General features: G+C 47.9%; 18 protein-coding genes and 1 other annotated feature. Of the genes, 4 read left to right on the forward strand and 14 right to left on the reverse strand.

The annotated features are described in order from the left end of the window. Positions 1-17: 17 nt before the first annotated feature. From ACFSUB_RS07440 to ACFSUB_RS07490, 11 genes are all read right to left on the reverse strand, one after another. On the reverse strand, positions 18-1040 hold the full coding sequence (locus ACFSUB_RS07440) for a class I SAM-dependent methyltransferase (RefSeq protein WP_380712553.1): 1023 nt from the start codon (positions 1038-1040) through the stop codon (positions 18-20). Between the two features lie 93 nt (positions 1041-1133). Beyond that, entirely contained in the window at positions 1134-1634 is a 501-nt protein-coding gene (gene tpx, locus ACFSUB_RS07445) for a thiol peroxidase (protein WP_380712554.1), read from the reverse strand. Positions 1635-1994: 360 nt separating this feature from the next. Beyond that, on the reverse strand, positions 1995-2426 hold the full coding sequence (ytfJ, locus tag ACFSUB_RS07450) for a GerW family sporulation protein (RefSeq protein ID WP_380712555.1): 432 nt from the start codon (positions 2424-2426) through the stop codon (positions 1995-1997). After that, complete coding sequence (locus tag ACFSUB_RS07455) at positions 2426-3106, reverse strand: DUF2953 domain-containing protein (protein WP_380712556.1); 681 nt, start codon at positions 3104-3106, stop codon at positions 2426-2428. Before ACFSUB_RS07455 ends, ytfJ begins: the two co-directional genes overlap by 1 nt. Before the next feature lie 167 nt (positions 3107-3273). Beyond that, complete coding sequence (locus tag ACFSUB_RS07460; RefSeq protein ID WP_380712557.1) at positions 3274-3792, reverse strand: RDD family protein; 519 nt, start codon at positions 3790-3792, stop codon at positions 3274-3276. An 11-nt stretch (positions 3793-3803) separates the two neighbouring features. Next, positions 3804-4802, reverse strand: coding sequence for a signal peptide peptidase SppA (sppA, locus tag ACFSUB_RS07465; RefSeq protein ID WP_380712558.1), 999 nt, complete (start codon positions 4800-4802; stop codon positions 3804-3806). Positions 4803-4817: 15 nt separating this feature from the next. Then, positions 4818-6413 carry an amidohydrolase gene (locus tag ACFSUB_RS07470; protein ID WP_380713208.1) on the reverse strand — a complete coding sequence of 532 codons (1596 nt, stop codon included), beginning with the start codon at positions 6411-6413 and terminating at the stop codon, positions 4818-4820. A gap of 113 nt (positions 6414-6526) precedes the next feature. After that, complete coding sequence (gene thiI, locus ACFSUB_RS07475; RefSeq protein WP_380712559.1) at positions 6527-7735, reverse strand: tRNA uracil 4-sulfurtransferase ThiI; 1209 nt, start codon at positions 7733-7735, stop codon at positions 6527-6529. After that, entirely contained in the window at positions 7735-8880 is a 1146-nt protein-coding gene (locus ACFSUB_RS07480; protein ID WP_380712560.1) for a cysteine desulfurase family protein, read from the reverse strand. Before ACFSUB_RS07480 ends, thiI begins: the two co-directional genes overlap by 1 nt. 161 nt (positions 8881-9041) lie before the next feature. Further along, the gene (locus ACFSUB_RS07485; RefSeq protein WP_380712561.1) at positions 9042-9455 is read right to left on the reverse strand and encodes a hypothetical protein; all 414 of its coding nucleotides are present in this window, start codon (positions 9453-9455) and stop codon (positions 9042-9044) included. 112 nt (positions 9456-9567) lie between these two features. Continuing rightward, positions 9568-11250 (reverse strand): septation ring formation regulator EzrA, encoded by a 1683-nt coding sequence (locus ACFSUB_RS07490; RefSeq protein WP_380712562.1) that lies wholly within the window; start codon positions 11248-11250, stop codon positions 9568-9570. Positions 11251-11524: 274 nt separating this feature from the next. Here ACFSUB_RS07490 and hisJ point away from each other — a divergent pair, with 274 nt between their 5' ends. Continuing rightward, positions 11525-12322, forward strand: coding sequence for a histidinol-phosphatase HisJ (gene hisJ, locus ACFSUB_RS07495; protein ID WP_380712563.1), 798 nt, complete (start codon positions 11525-11527; stop codon positions 12320-12322). A 3-nt stretch (positions 12323-12325) separates the two neighbouring features. Here hisJ and refZ read toward each other — a convergent pair whose 3' ends face one another. Next, positions 12326-12973, reverse strand: coding sequence for a forespore capture DNA-binding protein RefZ (refZ, locus tag ACFSUB_RS07500; protein WP_380712564.1), 648 nt, complete (start codon positions 12971-12973; stop codon positions 12326-12328). A 184-nt stretch (positions 12974-13157) separates the two neighbouring features. On the opposite strand from refZ, the gene ACFSUB_RS07505 reads away from it, so the two are divergent. Continuing rightward, entirely contained in the window at positions 13158-13643 is a 486-nt protein-coding gene (locus ACFSUB_RS07505) for a GAF domain-containing protein (protein WP_380712565.1), read from the forward strand. A gap of 215 nt (positions 13644-13858) precedes the next feature. On the opposite strand, the gene ACFSUB_RS07510 is transcribed toward ACFSUB_RS07505, so the two are convergent. Continuing rightward, positions 13859-15580 (reverse strand): sensor domain-containing diguanylate cyclase, encoded by a 1722-nt coding sequence (locus ACFSUB_RS07510; protein WP_380712566.1) that lies wholly within the window; start codon positions 15578-15580, stop codon positions 13859-13861. A 439-nt stretch (positions 15581-16019) separates the two neighbouring features. Between ACFSUB_RS07510 and rpsD the strand changes: the two genes are divergently transcribed. Both rpsD and ACFSUB_RS07520 read left to right on the forward strand, forming a co-directional pair. Next, positions 16020-16622: a 30S ribosomal protein S4 gene (gene rpsD / locus ACFSUB_RS07515; protein ID WP_380712567.1), complete on the forward strand. Its 603-nt coding sequence runs from the start codon at positions 16020-16022 to the stop codon at positions 16620-16622. Between the two features lie 216 nt (positions 16623-16838). Further along, a complete protein-coding gene (locus ACFSUB_RS07520; RefSeq protein WP_380712568.1) occupies positions 16839-18356 on the forward strand; it encodes an AbgT family transporter in 1518 nt (505 codons plus the stop codon). A 102-nt stretch (positions 18357-18458) separates the two neighbouring features. On the opposite strand, the gene tyrS is transcribed toward ACFSUB_RS07520, so the two are convergent. Further along, positions 18459-19736, reverse strand: a complete 1278-nt coding sequence (gene tyrS, locus ACFSUB_RS07525; protein WP_380712569.1) for a tyrosine--tRNA ligase — start codon at positions 19734-19736, stop codon at positions 18459-18461. A 55-nt stretch (positions 19737-19791) separates the two neighbouring features. After that, positions 19792-19996, reverse strand: a binding site (T-box leader). Between the last annotated feature and the right edge of the window lie 74 nt (positions 19997-20070).

The following is a 20070-nucleotide window of genomic DNA, read 5'->3' on the forward strand; positions in this document are numbered from 1 at the left end:
CTGCTTTTGTAACAATATTACGATGTGAAGCCTTCTTCTTTAAACCAGTTTTCCATCTGCTTCATCATGTCCAGAAGGGCGTCCTGGTTGTTGAACGATGGCAGTTCAGCAAGCAGGGCCTGACCGGGCTGCACGACATCGGGACCTTTTTTCTGAAGGAGCCAGATGCTTTTTGCGGCCTGTGTATTTTTGAACATGGACGATGGAAGCTGGAGCAGACCAAGAATGACCGCTTCATCTTTAATGTACGCATGCAGCGCATCCGCCTGATCGCTTTCAAACATATAGTTTGGAATCAACAGAACAAAGAACCCGCCTGGCTTCACCTGCGTCATGCATTTTTCAATAAGCAGGTGGTGAACGTACGAATGTCCTTCCTGCGCCTGCAGCCGGAATGCTGCGGCAACGTCATCTTTCGGATAATAACCGACAGGGAGATCAGATACAACAACATCCGCTTCCGGCGGAGCAAGCTGCTCAATACTGTCCTGGTGAAACAGCTCAACGTCGTGTTCCTGCAGGTTCGACAGGACATAGGCCACTTTCAGCAGCGTCTCATCGACTTCTGCCCCGTATGCCGCCGTGTCTTTGGATACTTGGTTCAACACCGCGCTTAAGAGATTCGCTGTGCCGGCCGCCGGGTCAAGCAAAGCGAGAGTTTCCCGTTTGGAGGTAAGCTTTTCTACGATATAACCCATAAACATCGCCACCGCATCCGGGGTCATCGCATGGTGCGGCTGGACAGCTTCTTTCATTCCTTTAATAACCGCCAGCTGAAAAGCTTTCCGGATTTCTTCCCGCTTCAATTCTTCGGGAAGTTCCTGATCCAGTTTTTCGCGAAGACGTTCTGCCTCTTCCTCAGGGAGTGATTGTACAATGCTGTGCTGAAATACGTTTTCGCCGGCTTCGGCAAGTGCTTCAAGATACGTCACATCGGTGTGCTGCTGAATCGACACTGCCATTTCATCTATTAGAACGTGTAGTTTTTCTACTCCTGTAGCTGCTTCCACTCTCGTACCGCCCTTTCTCGTTTCGTGCATGTCTTTGGAAAGTATAGCAGAAAAGCCGCTGCGGTTAAAACGAGACGCTGAAAAAAGACCTTCTCCTGCAGCAGGAGAAGGTCTTTGGTTTGTTTATTCCACTGCCTTGGCCGCAGCAATCACTGCATCGTAATCGGGATGGTTGGTCGCTTCCGGTACGTATTCTGCATACGTTACTTCACCTTGGCTGTTTACGACGAATACAGAACGGGCGAGCAGACGGAGTTCTTCCATCGCTGTGCCGAAATTCCGTCCGAAAGAAAGATCGCGGTGGTCGGAGAGTACCTGAATGTTGTCGATACCTGCGGCTCCGCACCATCTTTTCTGGGCAAACGGGAGGTCGCAGCTGATAGTGAGGACTTCCACCCCGTCCAGATTTGCTGCTTCTTCATTAAAACGACGTGTCTGTTGATCGCATACGCCGGTGTCAAGCGATGGTACGACACTAATCAGCCGTACGTTTCCTTTGGAATCACTCAGTGACACTTCTGACAAGTCGTTTGCCAGCACTGTGAAATCCGGTGCCTGGTCTCCCGGTTTCACTTCTTCTCCCATCAGTGTCATCGGGGTCCCTTTAAATGTTACTTCCGCCATTGTATATTCCTCCTCTTCCAATTATATGTACCCTTTCATCGTACGCTTTCGCAGTGATTTTATCAATCATGACGGGACCGCGGTTCTCAGGAGGACCAGATACAAGCCAAACATTGTCATTTACCTGCCGAATGACGTCCATTACATGCCAAATGAATCCCCTTACCAGCCAAATCTTTTGTTACCAGCGAAGTGCACTCTTTTACCAGCGGAATAGAGAAAATTACATGCCAAATACACACCATTACATGCCAATAGATCAAAAGGGACCACGATTCCGGACTGCACTCAATAAAAAAAGACAGAGCGGGATCCTATTCCCAGCCTCTGTCTTTTCAAATATTGCGGGGTTTTCCTTTGTTAAATGGGTGGCTCTTGTTTGTTTTGATCCGATGATACGTGCGGCTCTGCATCCGTCCCTTTCAGCATATCCTGGATTTTTTCCACGACCTGGGGAGCGAATTCCAGCAGTTTTTCGTATAGATGTGTATTTTCATCCAGATGGACCATATTAACACCTTTGCTGCCTACAATCAGAAAAGCGATCGGTGTGATGGAGACACCGCCGCCGCTCCCTCCACCAAACGGATGTTCAAGAGCTGTTTCTGATGAATCTTTTCCATAAAATTCACTGCCGCCCGCGGCAAACCCGAAACCGACTTTTGTTACAGGTATAATGACACTTCCGTCCGGCGTTTCCACAGGGTCGCCGACGATTGTATTAACATCCACCATTTCTTTCAAATTTTCCATAGCTGTTCTCATTAATCCTTGGATGGGATGATCCGTCATCAGGATGCTTCCTCCCTTCTTCTTTCTTCTCGCGTTTTTTTCCAGAGGGCGAACACGTCCCCCCTGACATGTTTCACCACACGGATGCCGGTAATGATAGCATGTCCCGCGCGAACGGTGACCATACATAAAAACTCGCTTTCAAACATACGGCGCTGAAATTCCGGAGACACGGATACTTCCGGACTGCAATCCAGCTTCATTACCGCCGACAGCAGGCCGCCTGCGGTTTGTTTGACCGACCATGCCATTCCGGAAATGAGCCCTGTCCAAGCCGCGTCTCCCGTTCCAAACCGGGTCATCCAGCGGAACTTATTGATTTTCCATGTATGCAGAAACCGGAAGAGAAGCGGGCGGATGTCGTTCATGTGACGCAGCCACAGCTGTATGGATTCCCACTGGCTTCTCATTTCCTCCGGTGTTTCTCTCACCTTTTTTTCCTGTTCCGTTCCCATGCTCGATTCTGTCTTTTCCCGGGCAATAATGGATCCGGTTTCTTCGTCCAGCGCAAGAAGCGGCAGGTGAATGGTTTTATAAAAAAGGTGCCAGAGTGCTATGGTGACCTGAATATCCTGTTTTTGCTGTTTGTACTTAACATGGAGCGTGAGCGTCACTGGTGTCGCTGCAGTGATCAGACACAAAACAAGCAGCACCGCAGCCGCTCCAATAGCCCAATTCATATCTCCCGCCGCCTTTATCATTTTCTTCCTATTATGACCAACTATTCCCTGTTTTAATCCTAAAGAAAGTTAGCTTCTGAAAACGCAGGCAGGAAAAATTCAGTTTTAAAAAAACGCTCCCGGTTATCGTTTTTGATAACCGGGAGCGTTTTTACTCTTCAGAGACGTTATTCTACATGAATCACGCGGGTGTCCGCGATAGAATCGTGAACCCCTTCTTTCTGCTCGGTAAAACCGATAATGATATACAATACATTCGTTATCCAGAGGCTTCGATGGATAAAGCGGCCGATAATCTCCCGGAATACAAGATCCATCCAGCGCAGTGGAAGATGGTCTCTGCGGATGACGCGCAGACCGAATACCATTTTACCAAGCGTCTGGGTACGCCATTTTGTCATCAGCAGGAAATAAAGATACGCGGTGGCAGCACTCAATATTCCCTGCAGCGTGAACCATCCAAACACCGACATCGTTTCCGCTCCGGAGAACCAAAGCGGGCTGATTAAGAGTCCGTTCACACTGAACACGATAAGAAGATCCAGAAGATACGCCCAAAATCTCATCCAGAAGCCGGCATACCTGACAGGCGTCGGTTCTTCCCGGCTTTCAGTCCGGGAAACATCCCCTTCTTCCACCTCGGACTGTTCCCATTTTTCCTCATGTTGATCGGAATAATTGTCCATTGGACTCCCTCCTATTCCGTATAGAGATACATCGCTCTTGGAGCATTAGTATCCATCAGCAGATCCTTAATGCCAAGCAGATCCGTATCTTCAAGAATGAAACTTCTCGCTGACGATCCGAGAAATTGGTTAAAACTGAATGCATTGGATTGGTACCGTACAACCGTTGGATTGTTCATTTCTTCTTCTTCTTTCATTAATGAAATGGTATCATCCAGACTTCCAAGTTCATCCACCAGATTAAGCTCCTTTGCCTGTTCGCCTGAATAGACACGGCCGTCTCCAATCTCACGCACTTCTTCTTCCGACATGCCGCGGCCGTTTGCGATGACAGAAACAAAGTCCTGATAGAAGTCATCTACAAGACGCTGCAGAATCTGCTCTTCATTTTCAGTCATATCTCTGCTTCCGGACATGATGTCTTTATACTGACCGCTCTTGATGGTTTGAAAGTCAATCCCGAGATCTTCTGCGAGACCAGAGTAATTAACACTCTGCATAATGACACCAATGGAGCCGGTGACGGTAGCAGGATGAGCGATAATGTTATCAGCAGGAGCAGCGATGTAATAACCGCCGGATGCTGCAGTATTGCCCATCGACACATAAACAGGTTTTCCTGTCTCTTCCTGAATGTCTACAATTTTATCATGAATCTCATCACTTTCCACCACACCGCCGCCCGGTGTATTTACTTCGAGGATAATCCCTTCTATCGAGGAATTTTCTCCGGCACTTTCCAACGTGCGGAGAAACTGGCGGTGATTATAGGTTCCTGCACTCATGAGGCCAGAGGTCTGACCTGTATCCTGAATGGTTCCCTGCAGTTCGATAACAGCGATTTTCCCGCTTCCTCCCTGCTCCATCACTTTTTGCTGTGCATTGTTTTCACTACCTGACACCACGTTGTCCATGTTCGTCGTTGCGAGCGATTCGGCAAACTGAAAGCTTATGGAAACAATAAACAATAGAGCTGCAATCCCTAAAGCGACCCAGCGTTTGGCTTTCAATATGATAACCTCCCTTTATGTAGTTAACGTCCCGTATTGTAACGTATCATCAACAACGACAGCTTTTACTGCCGTGGTGACGATCTCATCCAGCGGTACCTGGAAAATATCGTTCTCAAGTATCGTAAAATCCGCCCGGAATCCAGGAGCGATAATCCCGTACTCTTCTTCGGCCGATACAGCTTGGGCGCTTCCTCTTGTATACAACTGCACCGCTCCAAAACGGCTTAATTTCTCGTCCGGCAGCCAGCCATCATGGGAGGATCCGGCCTTGCGGCGCGCCACCGCTGCATGAATCCCTTCAAGCGGAGAAACAGGTTCGATTGGTGCATCGGAACTGCCCGCACAATGCAGTCCGGCGCCCAGAAGAGTCTTCCACGCAAAGGAACAGCGCAGGCGTTCCTCTCCAAGCCTTTCCTGCACCCACGGAAAATCAGACACGACAAAGCGGGGCTGCAGGTCAAGCACGACACTCATCTGCTGCAGACGCGCGATAAGATCCGGCGGTGTTACCTGTGCATGGATCAAGCGGTCTCTTGTGCCTTCGGGCGGCGGATTTTTCTCCAGTACTTCCACCGTATACTCCAGAGCAGCGTCACCGATGACATGGACAGCCGCCGGCATGCCTTTTTCCCGTGCCCGTTTCACAATGCTTTTCATATCTTCTTTTGACGTAACAGCTACGCCGCGGGTTTCCGGGGCATCGTTATACGGTCTTTGCAAAAGAGCTGTTCTTGCCCCAAGTGCCCCGTCCGCAAAAATTTTCACCGCACCAAAAGAGAGAGAGTCATTCACCGGCCCGAAACGAAAGCCATGATGATGCATGTCTTCCAGCACTTCGTGGTGTACGAGCAGATTGGTCCGGAACTTCAGACTTCTATGATTGATCAAATCTTTAAAGACCTGAAACGTTCTTTTGAATCCGCCGTAATAGTTTAGATCTTCGGTGTGTCCGCCTGTCAGGCCTTTTCTCAGCATCTCCTGTACGGCCGCCTGCAGTGCCTCCCGGAGCTCTTCATCACGCACCTCCGGCATCACCTGTTTTACGATGTCCACAGCGGTATCAAGAAGATATCCCGTCGGCCGGCCCTGTTCATCCCGCACAATGATACCGCCCGGCGGATCAGGGGTCTCCTCTGTAATCCCGGCTAGATTCAGCGCTTTTGAATTGGCCAGCGCTGCGTGCCGGCATATTCTGGTCAGCAGTACCGGTGAACCGTCAGCGATCTCATCGAGTTCCCATCGATGAAAAATTTTACGATCTGTAAAATTGTTTTCATTCCATCCTTCTCCTGTCAACCACTGCCCCGGGGCAAGCCGGCTCTTTTTCTCCTGAAGCGCCTGTTTCATTTCCGCTGCCGACTCCATTCCGGAAAAATCAAGACTCAGCAATGTTTCACCCAGCCCGAGCATATGTAAATGACTGTCCTGGAAACCCGGGTACATAGAAGCCCCCTGGAGGTCCATCTCTTCAACCGGTGCATGTTCACTGCGGAGTTTCTGAACAGAACCGGCATCAACTACTCTCCCATTTTCTGTATAAACCGCTTCAACTGTTCTGTTTTCTGCTTCCATGGTGTAGATGGCCCCGTTAAACCACAATTTTCCCATCAAGTGCCCGCCGCCTTTCTTTCCATTATACGTGTGAATCAACGAAATGTTTCAGAATTCCCTGTAAAAAATGTTCAAATGTCCCTCCTGCTGAATAAAGAGGGACATCTACGCTAGAGAAGCGAATCCATGTCTTTTTCTGTTTCTCCGGATTCCCCGCCGAATGTCATTACTTCCGTGTTTTCGACCGCTGCGTCAATATACGACTGAAAATCCATGGTATTTTCAAAGCGGGCTGCTTTTTCGCGCTTTGGTTTCGTAACAGATTCCGATGGGAGAAATATCGTACAGCAGTCTTCATAGGGGCGGATCGAAATAGAGTAGGTTCCTATTTTCTCTGATATATCCACCACTTCCTGTTTATCCATTGTAACAAGCGGCCGCAGAATAGGCATGTTGGTGACTTCATTAATGGTATACATGCTTTCGAGTGTCTGCGAGGCGACCTGCCCCATACTTTCTCCGTTGGCCAGTGCCAGTACGCCGCGGTCCGCCGCAATTCTTTCCGTGATACGGAGCATCATCCGGCGCATAATCGTCATGGAATAATTGGAAGGAATGGAGGAATGAATGGCTTTTTGAAGCTCCGTAAACGGAACAACATGAAGCTTTACCGGACCTCCGAACGTGGTAAGCACCTTTGTCAGGTCCTCCACCTTTTTTCTCGCCCGTTCGTTTGTGTACGGCGGACTGTGAAAATGGACCGCCTCCAGTTCCGCTCCCCTTTTCATGGAAAGGTAGCCGGCCACCGGGCTGTCTATGCCCCCTGAGAGCATAAGCATCACACTGCCGGCGGTCCCAACCGGAAGTCCGCCGGCACCTTCGATTCGTCCACATGTAATATACGTGCCCTGTTCCCGGATTTCGACGTTAATTTCCACATCTGGATGGTGAACATCCACCGAGGTGTCTTCTGTATTTTTAAGAATATGGCTTCCAATCATTGGATTGACATCCTGAGAAGAAATCGGAAACGGCTTATAGGATCTCCGGGCATTGACTTTAAAAGTCTTTGTATCCCCTTTGTGCCGGAGAAGAGCCTGCAGTGCTGTTTCCTTTATTGCTTCAATCTCGTTGGGCGCCTGCATAGCCGGGCTGAACGAAGAAATACCGAAAACATGACGGAGCGGTTCCATCACCTCGTCAAGCGGTTCACCGTTCAGCTCAATGATAGTACGTCCAAACGTGCGTTTTACTTTTGCACCTGGATTCCCCTGCAGAGCAAAGCGGATGTTGCGGACAAGCGTCTGTTCAAACTTTGTTCTGTTTTTTCCTTTAAGTGCCAATTCACCGTATCTTACTAAAATATGATCATATTGCATTACCTTTTCTCTCCCATCACCATCATCATTTCCGACACAGCTTTGTGCAGAATACGAACAAATTCATCGACTTCCCATTCTTTCGTGTTATAGGAAAAACTTGCCCGGAGTGCGCTTGACGCCCGTTCCACACCAAGTCCCGCTGCCAGCAGAACAGCACTGGGTTCCTGGATCTTGGAAGAGCAGGCGGATTTGGTCGATACGTGGATGTGATTTCTCGTCAGTTCCTGAACAAGCACTTCCGGTTTCATACCGGGAAAAGACACATTCACAATATGCGGGGCGGACCCTGTACCCGGCGTGTTGACCACTGCCCCATCAAGGTTTTGAAGGCGGTGGATAAGGTTCTGTTTAAGATGTTCAAGGCGCCCGTTCTGCTGCTGCCGTTCATTTTCGGACAGCCGCAGTGCTTTTGCCATTGCTGTAACGCCGGGAACATTTTCCGTTCCTGCTCTGTACTGCTGCTCCTGGCTCCCCCCGTGAAATAACGGGGATAATGTGGTGCCCCGGCGCACAAACAGCACGCCTGTCCCCTTCAAACCATGAATCTTATGAGCCGATATTGTACACAAATCAACATCCTGCAGGTTCAACGGAACATGCCCCGCTCCCTGCACATGATCCGTGTGGAAAAACAATTTGGGAAACGCCGTTAAAGCCTGTGCTATATCTTCCACCGGATTGATGGTTCCCAATTCGCTGTTCACATGGATGATCGAGACGAGAATCGTATCCTCACGCACAGCTTGCAGTACGTCTTTCACCGAAACCCGGCCTTCCTGGTCCACATCCACATACGTGACATCGAACCCAAACGATTCCAGAGCCTGAAAAGCCTGCATAACCGAGGGGTGTTCCACTGACGATGTTATCAGGTGTTTTCCCCTTTCCCGGTGCTCCATGGCAATCCCTTTGACTGCCGTGTTATTGCTTTCCGTTCCTCCCGAAGTAAAAACAATCTCCTCCGTATTAACATGTAGAAGCTGCGCCACGGCCGCCCGTCCTTTGCTCAGGAGGGTTTCTGCCTCTACCCCCGGGTGATGAAGCGAAGAGGGATTGCCGAAATAATCCGAGGCTGCTTTATAATAGGCATCCAGCACTTGCGGCCACGGTTCTGTTGTTGCGCTGTTATCCAGATAAACCATTCGACCCTATCCTTTTTTCTATATTCTAAACTTATTTTTTTAACAGAAATACAACACCTTATCTTATCACATATTTTTATCCAAGAAAAACTCGTGATTACGTTCACAGCTTCCTTGATGATAGAAAAGCTGCCCCCGTCCGAAGGGGCAGCTTTCTGTGTTTATTCTTCCATCCTCTGCAGCAGTTCATCCACGGAGATGCTTTCTTCTTCCGGTCCGAGAGAAATGGCATCCGATTTTTTAGTTCTTTCTTCCTGTTCTGTCTCTGCTGACGAAACACTCGTACGTTCTGTCGATGGCTCGTTTTCTTTATCCGTGTCCGGGGTTTGACGTGCTGTCCTGTTGTCTTCCGGTGTCTCCGGGCCGGCATCGGTACTGTTGTCATCCAGTATTTCTTCTTCAGCGGGCGGATTCACACCTAAAGCCTTATCGAGTTCGGCTGCCAGTTCTTCGGTGCTGCGTTCTTTTTGCGGACCTGCTTCTTCCTCTGAATCATAAAGAAAAATGGCTCCAGCCGCCCCGATTATCGCAAAACATATCATTACAACAGTCCCTAACATGTAAATGGGTTTCAATATCCGCCCTCCTTCTAAACAAGACGATTGTATCATATATGCCTTGTTTTAAAAAGGACTTTTGTTCCTTAAACCATAATATTACAGCTATTACCTGGTTACTTGTACCTATTCAGCGCATTTCAAGTTTCTGCACAGCATTTGGTTCTTTTCGCTCTACCGCCTGTACAGCTGCGTTGACCGCTTCATCATAATACCCTTTTTTAAACAGGGATTCTGCCTCCAGTAATGCATCATGAATGACTTTTGAATCACTTCTGTGCCGGTTCCCAAGCTGAATAACCCGCTCTGCCAATTGTGCCTGTTCAATCGTAGCATGCAGCTGCTGATGTACTTTCTGAACGTAGTGCTCGGCATCTTCCACCGCAGCGTTGACTTTTCCCATTTCCACCGGGGTTTCTTCCAGACTGGACGCTGCCGCATTCAAGCGTTCCTCGGCCGCATCCATCTCATTCAACAGGCTGGATGGAACTTTCGGAAGGTAAGAGCGCTGCAGCGTCATCCGGTCCCGAAGCAGCTGCCTGCGCAGCGACCTCAGCGTTTCCAGAGCCTTCAATTCATCTTTGCGGAGGGTGTGCAGCTTTTCCTTCGAACGGCGGATGCTCTGGTCAATACCTGCTATATCCTTTTTCAGCTGTTCCAGTGTCTTTTTCAGTCCGGTAAAAGGCTGTTTCTGATTATCCTGAACATCCTGAAAAACCCGCCATTCCTTCAAAGCATCCTGAAGAGACGTATCCACTTTTTCCTGCTTTCTCTGTTCATCCTCAGGAATACGGTAGCTTCGTTCCACTTTCCGGCGTTCCTCGCCGAGAGAGGCCGCCTGTTCTTCCAGACGTGTCAGCTCTTCACGTGTCTCTGCGGCATTCTCTTCCACAAAACGCCTTGCTTCGACCTCTTTTTCCAGAGTATCATACGTTTCTTCAATAAAGGTTCTGATTTCGTGCAGCCGTTCCTGCACCCATTCCAGCTCAAGGTTTTCCACTGCCTTCTTCAGTTCCGAAAGCTCGTCCCGGATGTTTTTGACTTTATCCCGGAATTCATAGTGGCTGATAATGTAGCCTTCCTGCTCCATTTCCTGCAGTCCGTTTTCAAGTTCTACACACTCTGAGGGGATATCTGTTTCAATATCTACAAGCAGTCCCGGAACGGTGTTCATGTTATGTTCTTCCTGCTTCAGTTCCGTATGAACCCGGCTTAAAATCTGGTTGGCTTTTGTATAGTTCCCGGCGTCTCTTTCTTCCTGAAACTCCGTAAAAGCAGCCTCCATCTCCTTAAGTTTACGCTCAAAGACAGGTGCTGTGCTGCCGAGAGAAAGCCGGTTTTCAGCAAGGCTGCGCTGCAGCTTCTCAAGTATTTCACGGTTTTCTGTAACACCACTCCGGTTTTCTTCTTCGCTATGTATGAGTTGTTCCACCTCACGGAAGATTTTCTGAATATGAGCGTCCATATCCTGAAGCTGCTTGTCGACGCCTTCTATCAGCGCACGAGCTTTACCGAAGCGGTATTTATTTGCCAGTTCTTCGATATCAAACAGGGCTTCTTCAATGTCCGGAAGGTGTTTTCCCAGAATGTCGTCCCATTCTTTACGCCATTCTTCGAATTTTTCTTCCGTTTCCCCGGACATTGTCAGGTCTTTTACTTTTGCTATTTCATCAGCCACCGGTTTGTTCGCGATTTCTGATTTCCACTTTTCCAGCCGGTCCACACTTTTATAAATGCCGCGGCGGGAAACCGCTCCATAAATAATAACGGCGGCTGTAACTAAAACTACCGCTATGATGACGTAATATACCATGAGTCTTCACTCCAGTTTGCGCACACTTTAATATGTATTTTTCGTCAGAACCCGCGCATTTTCCTGCTGTATGAATCAAAATATTTATTCCGAGCAGAAGATCACCGTGCCACGTTCTGTCCTTTTCGTTTTCAGGGAGAGATTCTTAAAATTCCTCTTACATTCTCGTGTTTTTTATGTGATAGTTACCTTTATGATAACATGGAAATACTTATCATGTGGGAGAAGTTTAAATAAAATTAAAAATCAATGGGAAATAGATGGAGGAGAGGACATGCACATTACACGCGACGGTCATATTCATACGCCTTTCTGCCCGCACGGTTCGACAGACTCTTTTCATGCTTATATTGAACGTGCGCTGCACGAAGGCCTCGATACCATCACTTTCACTGAGCATGCACCGCTTCCGGAAGGGTTTACGGACCCTGTCCCGGAGAAAGACAGTGCCATGGCACAAAGTGATCTCGAACAATACATCGAAACACTTCAGGGGCTGAAAAAAGAATACCACAGTGATATTACGATACTGACCGGTCTTGAAATAGATTATATTGAAGGATTTGAAGCACGTACGAAGACCAGGCTCAACGAGATCGGTCCGTACCTGGATGACAGTATTTTATCTGTTCATTTTCTGCGCGCGGCTGATACCTATTTCTGTCTTGATTACAGCCTGGACAGTTTTGGAGATTTTGTTCAAGCAGCAGGAGCAATGGAGAATGCTGTGAACATCTATTTTGACACCCTTCTCCACTCGATAAAGAGCGATCTAGGCCCTTATAAACCAAGACGTCTGGGGCACATGACGCTTATTAAAAAATTCCAGAAAAAATTCCCTCCGCTCGATATAACTCCTTATACCCGGTCCGTTCTCGATGCCGTCAGCCTGCAGAACATGACCATTGACTTTAACGGGGCGGGGCTTGCAAAAAAATGGTGCGGCGAACCTTATCCGGATCTTGATACCGCCCGGGAAGCCTTAAAAAGGGACATCCCGCTCATATACGGGTCTGATGCCCATCAGGCTGAAGATATGATGCAGGGGGCAGAAAGTGTGACCGGTCTCTGACTATTAAAAATGTACCGGATGTGTTCCTCTACGCTCTGTATGCGCCGGTGTTACAAGAGTACTGTACATCCATCTCCTGATTTCTTTAAGGTACAGCGTAACAAAAGGCGCCTGGTGGGGCTGCATGTGAAACACTTCCCGTACATACTGATGATGCAGAAATGGCATCAATACCATACTTCGAAAATGCATGATGGTCCAGTGGGACACGGCGGGATGAAATACCCCTTCTTCCACCCCGTCCTGCAGTACAAGGGAATACAGATGTTTTTCTTTCATCAAATAGGTGGAGGTAAGTTCGCGGACAAACATTGAATCAAGTGTCATTTCCCGCAGGACAAACCGTGCCCGCTGATGACGCTGCTGCATGTAGAGCAGCATATGCTCCGCCATCTCCATCAATGTGTCAAACGCATTTCTTCCTTCACGCACCGATATGGCTTCCAGACCGTCTATATATCCTTCCAGAAAATCAACGACGAGTGCTTCAAGAAGCCCCTGCTTTCCTCCAAAGTAGTAAGATATAAGAGAAAGATTCACACCTGTCTGCCCTGCAATGTCCCGTACCGATGTTCCGTCAAATCCTTTATTGGTAAACAATACAGCCGCTTCCTGAATGATTCTGCCACGGGTGTTTTCCATTTCCGGCATCTTGTACCTCCTTTTGCCCTCTTCTGTATAGAAGACGTTATATCATATCTTCCGTATGCCAGCCTTTTTTCCTTTAAAAAACTCTCGACATTTCCCTTTATAATTTGCAGATATTATGAAAAGACGAGGGGAAGGAGTTTGTGCTATACTCCTTTTTGAAAAGTGTATCGAAGGAGGTTGACGTATGTTTGAACCCGTTTCCTATCAAGGAACTCTGAAAAATCATTATGACATGTTGAATAAACAGCTCATTTCCCTGATTGAAGGGGAAACAGACCGCACAGCAAACCTGGCCAATGCCTCTGCATTACTTCACCAGTTTCTGGAGAATGTGAACTGGACAGGGATTTACCTTTACCATGAAGAAGAAGGAGAGCTTGTACTAGGACCGTTCCAGGGACTTCCAGCCTGCATACGGATCCCTTTTGAAAAAGGAGTGTGCGGAACGAGTGCCGCAGAAAAACGCACGGTCCGGGTGAATGATGTGAACACTTTTCCCGGGCATATTGCCTGCGATGCCGCTTCCCGCTCCGAGATTGTCGTCCCTCTTCTGAAAGAAGGACACCTCATCGGCGTTCTTGACATTGACAGCCCTGTGTACCACCGCTTCAGTGAAGAAGAGGAACAATACCTGGAACAATTCGCAGCAACACTATCAGCGCATCTTTAGCCGGAAACAGCATACAGAATGTTAAAAAACGAGGCTAGGATAAAACCTCTATAAGCTAGAAAAATACCGAACGATTTTTTGAAATCGTTCGGTATTTTTCGTTGCTGAGACAAACCGCTGCGCCAAAATGCTTCGCTGTTATGCGGTTCTTGAACCATGACACAGAACATTCGTGTTATCTGCCGCATCATGTTCTTTTGTCCCATACTTGTTTTTTATGCTTCATATACAACCTGATTTTTCCCTTTTCGTTTCGCGCGGTACAAGGCCTGGTCGGCGCTGAAAAACAGGTTGTCGAGTGTGGTATACTCTCCGTTCATCCATGAGGAGGCTCCGCAAGATATTGTCACAGACGGGGACGAAGCGTTTTCTACATGTCTGACGATGCGGTCTGCTGCTTTCCGCCCTGCTTCCAAAGACGTATCCGGCAGATAAACAGCCAGTTCTTCGCCGCCCCACCTGGCCGCAATATCCTCTGAACGTATATTCTGCTCCAGGATTTCCCCCACCTGGACAATGATGCTGTCACCGATCTGATGACCGAAATTATCATTAATTTCCTTGAAGTTATCAATGTCAAAAAGAAGAAAGGTTCCCCGGCTTTCCTTATTGATAGATTCATTCATTTTCTGTTCCAGGTGACTCCTGGAATGAAGTTTGGTCAGATGGTCGGTAATAATGAGTCTCTCAAGTTTCTCATGGAGTACTGCATTCATAAAGGCGAGAGTGGAGTGATGGACGAGAGACTGCAGCAGTTTGAACTGATGAAAGGAAAAGGTTTTTGCTTCCCTCCCAAGAACAATGACAGCTCCCTTCAGTTCATCACTTTGTTTCATCGGAACAGCCATCATGGAACGGAAACCATCAAAATCGTATGATGATTCATTCGAAAGGTCTCCGATGAAAACCGCTTCGTGATTGCGTTCAAAGTGGTCCATGACACGAAAAATCGTCTCCATCCGCTCCGGTGCCTGGAAATACTCATCGTTGAGCATCCGCAGATTACGGACATCATCCATCAGAATGTATCCCTGCCTGCTTTCAGGTATAAACTTTTCAATCTGCATCTGCATGCTGTCCACCGTCTCCTCAAACTTTCTTGTAGAATTGAGAAGGTGGGATGTTTCGTTAATGAGTTGTAAATCTTTTATCAATGTCCGAGACTGCTGATACAGCTCCGCATTTTCCAGCGCACTGCCGCCGGTGTCGGCCAGCGTTTTGATATAATCCCTTTCCATCTCGTCTTCCACCAGCTGCCGGTCGGCTTCCATCGCGAGCACTCCGTAAACCCCCTGCTTGCCAAGCAGCGGAATGTACAGAGCAGGCATGTCCTCTTTCTCTGTCTCTGCTGTCTGAATCTGGCCGAGAAGGTACGTCTGTTTCATTTTTTCATTGATGTTCTGAAAACCGAAAGAACAGTCAATATGTCCCAGATCTGAGTGTACTTCCCAGTCCTGGGCAAGATGAAGAGCGATACGGCTTCCCGGATAAATGAATTCAAGAGCCTGCACAATTTCTTTCAATACAGCCGCCGCCTTCATCGAGGAATGAAATTTCTTTGTCACCTGCACCATCAGAGCATACCGTTTATCTCTGCCGGGGCCGTTTCGGAACTGTTCCTGCAGCCAGCGTTTCAAAAAAGGAATGAGTCCACTCAGAAAAAAAACGAGTCCTGTGCTGTTTGAATGACTTTGATTGACAACCGCACCGGCAGTCCAGAAACGTCCCTCCAGTTGAAACAGTTTTTCCTCCTGACATATTCCCGTTTCTTCCGGAAGATCTGCACCGGTGTAAGTAGATACTGTTTCGCCATCGTCGTTTTTCAAAAAAAAGATGAAAGGACCAAATAAATCCCTGACCTCTTTCGTGTCCAGAATATCTTCCCACATCCACCTGTATTGTTCTGTGTCGTCCGATGAGAACTGTACATTCTTCATATTTTCACACCACCGCTTGCGTTTTTTCCCTTGGATATTTCCGGTCCCCTGGTTTATAAGGCAATCGTCCACGAATGTGATTCTTTGTACCTGTGACTTATTTCTATATTGTATTATAACTTATTTTTATTAAAATTTCTGTGATTTTTTTCAATTTATAAAAATTATATTCTTCCTTCTCATTTCCCCGTGTTATATTGACTTTGCGTACGGAAAAATATATAATAGCCTTTGTGTTAAAAGACAGCCCGGACATACTTGATGTGTGCACCCTTGTCATTTTGTTCCTTGTCTCCGCGGCTGAAGAGACGTTGCAAGGTGTATTGTGTACCCCCTAGCTGTCGGGGCGAAGATACATGAAAACAAAATGAGCATATCAGGAGAATGTCATAGGTCTTCTTTTTCCAATACTTTTAAAAATAAAAGGAGGCGCTCTTGTATGGCACGTTATACAGGACCTACTTGGAAAAAATCCCGTCGTTTCGGCGTCTCGCTGAGCGGCACAGGTAAAGAACTTGAAAAACGCCCGTATCCTCCGGGTGAACACGGACCGACCCAGCGTCGGAAGCTTTCCGAATACGGCGAGCAGCTTCAGGAAAAACAGAAGCTCCGTTACATGTACGGACTGAATGAAAAGCAGTTTCTCCGTACGTTTAAACAGGCAGGCAATCTGCCGGGCGTACACGGTGAAAACTTCCTCATTCTTCTCGAATCCCGTCTTGATAATATCGTGTACCGTCTCGGTCTTTCCCGCACCCGTAAAGGTGCCCGTCAGCTCGTGACACACGGTCATATTAAAGTAGACGGCGGCCGGGTCGACGTTCCTTCCTACCGTCTGAAACCGGGGCAGGCTGTCAGCTTGCGCGAAAAGTCCCAGAATCTCTCGGTTATCAATGACGCACTGGAAGCAAGCAGCTTTGTGCCGGAATTTCTTAACTTCGATGAAGATAAAAAAGAAGGCACATACGCCCGCTACCCGGAACGTTCCGAGCTTCCTTCTGAAATCACCGAAGCGCTTATTGTGGAGTTCTATTCCCGTTAATCGCTGCGGCTTGCATGACATTAGTCAAAAAACCCCCGGAATGTTGGGCATATCAACATTCCGGGGGTTTTTTCATGTCAGACTGCACCGCAGGATAACATAGACACCTTTGTGTAACCTTTCGTTTCGTTGTGAGTGAAATACTTTGACTTTTAATACGAAGCTTGATACGTTTAATTCCGACTAAATAGATAAGTTTAAAAGGGAGGTATTCAAATGTCAAAACACCCGGAGGAGATTTCTGCTCCCCGAAAGATTTTATTCCGTATACTGGATGGGATTGAGTGGCTCGGAAACAAACTTCCTTCCCCTCTATTACTATTTGCTGTATTAGCACTCATAGTTGTTGTCATTTCCGGAATTTTTTCAGGGGTCTCCGTTACGAATCCTACAACATCCGAGGTTGTAGAAGTGAAAAACCTCTTCAGCGCCAGCGGGCTGGAGTACATATTCAGCAGTGCTGTCGATAATTTCATTGGTTTCGCTCCACTCGGGGCTGTCCTGGTTACGATGCTTGGTATCGGCCTGGCTGAACAAACCGGACTGGTTCATTCTTCATTAAGAGGCATTGTTTTCAGCGTCCCGAACCGTCTGTTAACAGCAGCTCTTGTATTTGCAGGTGTCATGTCCAGTCTTGCTGTCAATGCTGGATATGTTGTACTTCCCCCTTTAGGAGCTGTATTGTTCTTAGGTTTGGGGCGGCATCCTCTGGCCGGCCTGGCCGCAGCATTTGCCGGCGTATCGGGCGGATTCGGCGCGAATTTAGCACTCACATCTACAGATGCCATTCTTCAGGAACTTACAGCTGAAGCAGCTCGTACGATTGACCCCGCGTATGCTGAGACGATAACAGTGACGATGAACTACTTCTTCGCTGCGGCATCGGTGTTATTAATTACATTTATCGGTACGATTGTCACAGACAAAATCGTGGAACCCCGTCTTGGAAAATACAGCGGCGGGGAGCAGGAGGATCTGGAAAAGCTGACATCCCGCGAGAAACGCGGCATGCGTTTTGCCGGTATCGGCTTCATCGTGACATTTGCCATTATGCTTTACCTGTCACTTGGACCCCTTCGAGGAGACGGGGCGTACATAGACTCTCCGTTTTTCAACGCTCTCGTGTTTGTGATTTTTATCTTATTCTTTGTCCCGGGGCTTATATACGGCATTGTATCTAAAGAAATACAAAATGATAAGGACCTGACAACGTTACTCGGGAAAACGATGGCGAGCATGAGCGGCTACATTGCATTAGCCTTCACAGCCGGACAGTTCATCGCTTACTTTCGTGAAACGAATCTGGGGACTGTTATTGCGTTCAACGGAGCCGAATTTTTACAGAACACCGGATTCGATGGCATCGACTTGATCCTCACCTTCATGGGGATTACGATGCTCGTCAACTTCTTCATCGGAAGCTCCTCAGCAAAATGGACGATTCTGGCGCCGGTCTTTGTTCCGATTATGATGCAGCTTAACTATTCACCGGAATTCACGACATTGTTGTACAGGATCTCTGATTCCGTCACAAATATGATTACGCCATTGCTTTTGTACTTCCCTGTTATTATTGCATTTGCACAGCGTTACGATAAAAAAGTCGGCATCGGTACATTGATTGCGATGATGATCCCTTATTCTATTGCCTTTCTTTTAGGATGGCTTGTCCTTCTTTTAATCTGGGTACTGCTGGGAATCCCGGTTGGACCCGGCGCACCTATTTACTTTTAGTAGTCACACCTCAGGGATTATTCCGGTCCCTTTTATTTCAGCGGAACCGTTCCGGAACCTGAAAACGAAGCTGCCCCCATTCGAGGAGGCAGCTTCGTTTATTTATGCAAATTGAATAAGGAAGTACTTTTTCTTACCACGGCGGATAACGGTGAAGGCCTTGTCAATTTTATCCTGTTCTCCAACCACCTTGTCCAGATCCTGGCAGCGGTCGCCATTAATGTATACCGCTCCGTTTGAGATGTCTTCCCGCGCCTGTCTTTTCGAGGAAGCAATACCTGCTTCAATAAGCAGATCGATTAGTCCGATTTCGTCTTTTTCGACGACATGGCCCGGCACATCCTTGAAGCCCTCCTCTACTTCCCGGGCGCTCAATTGCTTCACGTCCCCGTTTCTGCCAAACAATGCCTCTGTGATGTTCTGTGCCTGCCGCAGCGCTTTTTCCCCGTGTACAAACGTTGTTACTTCTTCGGCAAGACGGCGCTGGGCGGCCCGCTCTCCCGGCCGGTTCTCAAGTTCCTGCTCATAAAACGCAATCTCCTGTTCAGAAAGAAACGTGAAGTAGTGGAGAAACTTCACCACATCCCGGTCGTCGGTATTAATCAGGAATTGGTAGAACTCGTACGGCGATGTTTTTTCCGGATCCAGCCAGATAGCCCCGCCTTCTGATTTGCCGAATTTCTCGCCATCGGCTTTCGTGACGAGAGGGATGGTAAAGCCATATGCCTCCGGCTGTTCACCGTCCTCGCCGCCTTTTATCCGGCGGATGAGCTCAAGCCCGGCCGTGATGTTGCCCCATTGATCACTGCCGCCGATCTGCAGCTGACAGTGTTTTTCTTCGTGCAGATGATAAAAATCAAGCGACTGGAGAATCTGATAACTGAATTCTGTGAACGAAATCCCCGACTGAATCCTCGAATCCACTGATTCTTTCGACAGCATATAATTCAGGCTGAAATGCTTGCCGACATCCCGTAAAAAAGAAGTAACCGACATCTGCCCGATCCAGTCATAGTTATTCACGACTTCCGCTTTTCTGCCGCCTTCAAAATCCAGGTATTTCTGGAGCTGACTTTTAATCCGGTCGGTGTACATGTTCACGACTTCTTCTTCGTTCAACGTCCGTTCTGCTTTCTTGCCGCTTGGATCACCAATCAGGCCTGTGGCTCCCCCAACAAGCGCAAGCGGTTGATGACCGGCAAGCTGGAACCGGCGCAGCGTAATAATCGTCAGCAGGTGGCCGACGTGAAGGCTGTCCCCGGTCGGATCAAACCCGCAGTAAAGGGTCACCTGTTTATCGCACAGCAGCTTCTGCAGCCCCTGTTCATCCGTGACCTGATTAACTAATCCTCTGTTTTGTAAGTCCTGAAAAATATCCATCTCTCTTTTCTCCTTCACTTCAGATTTTAAAAAAAACGCCCCTCCCGTACTGTACGGAAGGGACGATTGTTATCGCGGTACCACCCTTGTTGAAAGCAGATGCTTTCCACTCGGATCCTATAACGGGAATTCCCCGTTCCATTCAACATGGAATCAGCTCCAGCACGTAATTCACTCGATTCTGTGTCCCGGCTTTCAGCAGCCGCCGGCTCTCTGTATACAGGGAGAATAAAGTTACTTCATACCTTCAACGCCTGTCATATAATATATTGACTATTCTTCTTTTACCATATCTTTTTTCCTATTGTCAACGCGAATTGATAAAAATCGCCAT

The sequence above is a fragment of the Salibacterium lacus genome, assembly GCF_042684865.1.
GTDB lineage: Bacteria > Bacillota > Bacilli > Bacillales > Marinococcaceae > Salibacterium > Salibacterium lacus.

What these genes read in the sequence shown, in the direction of transcription:
- ACFSUB_RS07440 (WP_380712553.1), bottom strand. Translation starts at nt 1,040, where the DNA reads ATGCACGAAACGAGAAAGGGCGGTACGAGAGTGGAAGCAGCTACAGGA.
- tpx (WP_380712554.1), bottom strand. Translation starts at nt 1,634, where the DNA reads ATGGCGGAAGTAACATTTAAAGGGACCCCGATGACACTGATGGGAGAA.
- ytfJ (WP_380712555.1), bottom strand. Translation starts at nt 2,426, where the DNA reads ATGACGGATCATCCCATCCAAGGATTAATGAGAACAGCTATGGAAAAT.
- ACFSUB_RS07455 (WP_380712556.1), bottom strand. Translation starts at nt 3,106, where the DNA reads ATGAATTGGGCTATTGGAGCGGCTGCGGTGCTGCTTGTTTTGTGTCTG.
- ACFSUB_RS07460 (WP_380712557.1), bottom strand. Translation starts at nt 3,792, where the DNA reads ATGGACAATTATTCCGATCAACATGAGGAAAAATGGGAACAGTCCGAG.
- ACFSUB_RS07470 (WP_380713208.1), bottom strand. Translation starts at nt 6,413, where the DNA reads ATGGGAAAATTGTGGTTTAACGGGGCCATCTACACCATGGAAGCAGAA.
- thiI (WP_380712559.1), bottom strand. Translation starts at nt 7,735, where the DNA reads ATGCAATATGATCATATTTTAGTAAGATACGGTGAATTGGCACTTAAA.
- ACFSUB_RS07480 (WP_380712560.1), bottom strand. Translation starts at nt 8,880, where the DNA reads ATGGTTTATCTGGATAACAGCGCAACAACAGAACCGTGGCCGCAAGTG.
- ACFSUB_RS07490 (WP_380712562.1), bottom strand. Translation starts at nt 11,250, where the DNA reads ATGGTATATTACGTCATCATAGCGGTAGTTTTAGTTACAGCCGCCGTT.
- hisJ (WP_380712563.1), top strand. Translation starts at nt 11,525, where the DNA reads ATGCACATTACACGCGACGGTCATATTCATACGCCTTTCTGCCCGCAC.
- refZ (WP_380712564.1), bottom strand. Translation starts at nt 12,973, where the DNA reads ATGCCGGAAATGGAAAACACCCGTGGCAGAATCATTCAGGAAGCGGCT.
- ACFSUB_RS07505 (WP_380712565.1), top strand. Translation starts at nt 13,158, where the DNA reads ATGTTTGAACCCGTTTCCTATCAAGGAACTCTGAAAAATCATTATGAC.
- ACFSUB_RS07510 (WP_380712566.1), bottom strand. Translation starts at nt 15,580, where the DNA reads ATGAAGAATGTACAGTTCTCATCGGACGACACAGAACAATACAGGTGG.
- rpsD (WP_380712567.1), top strand. Translation starts at nt 16,020, where the DNA reads ATGGCACGTTATACAGGACCTACTTGGAAAAAATCCCGTCGTTTCGGC.
- ACFSUB_RS07520 (WP_380712568.1), top strand. Translation starts at nt 16,839, where the DNA reads ATGTCAAAACACCCGGAGGAGATTTCTGCTCCCCGAAAGATTTTATTC.
- tyrS (WP_380712569.1), bottom strand. Translation starts at nt 19,736, where the DNA reads ATGGATATTTTTCAGGACTTACAAAACAGAGGATTAGTTAATCAGGTC.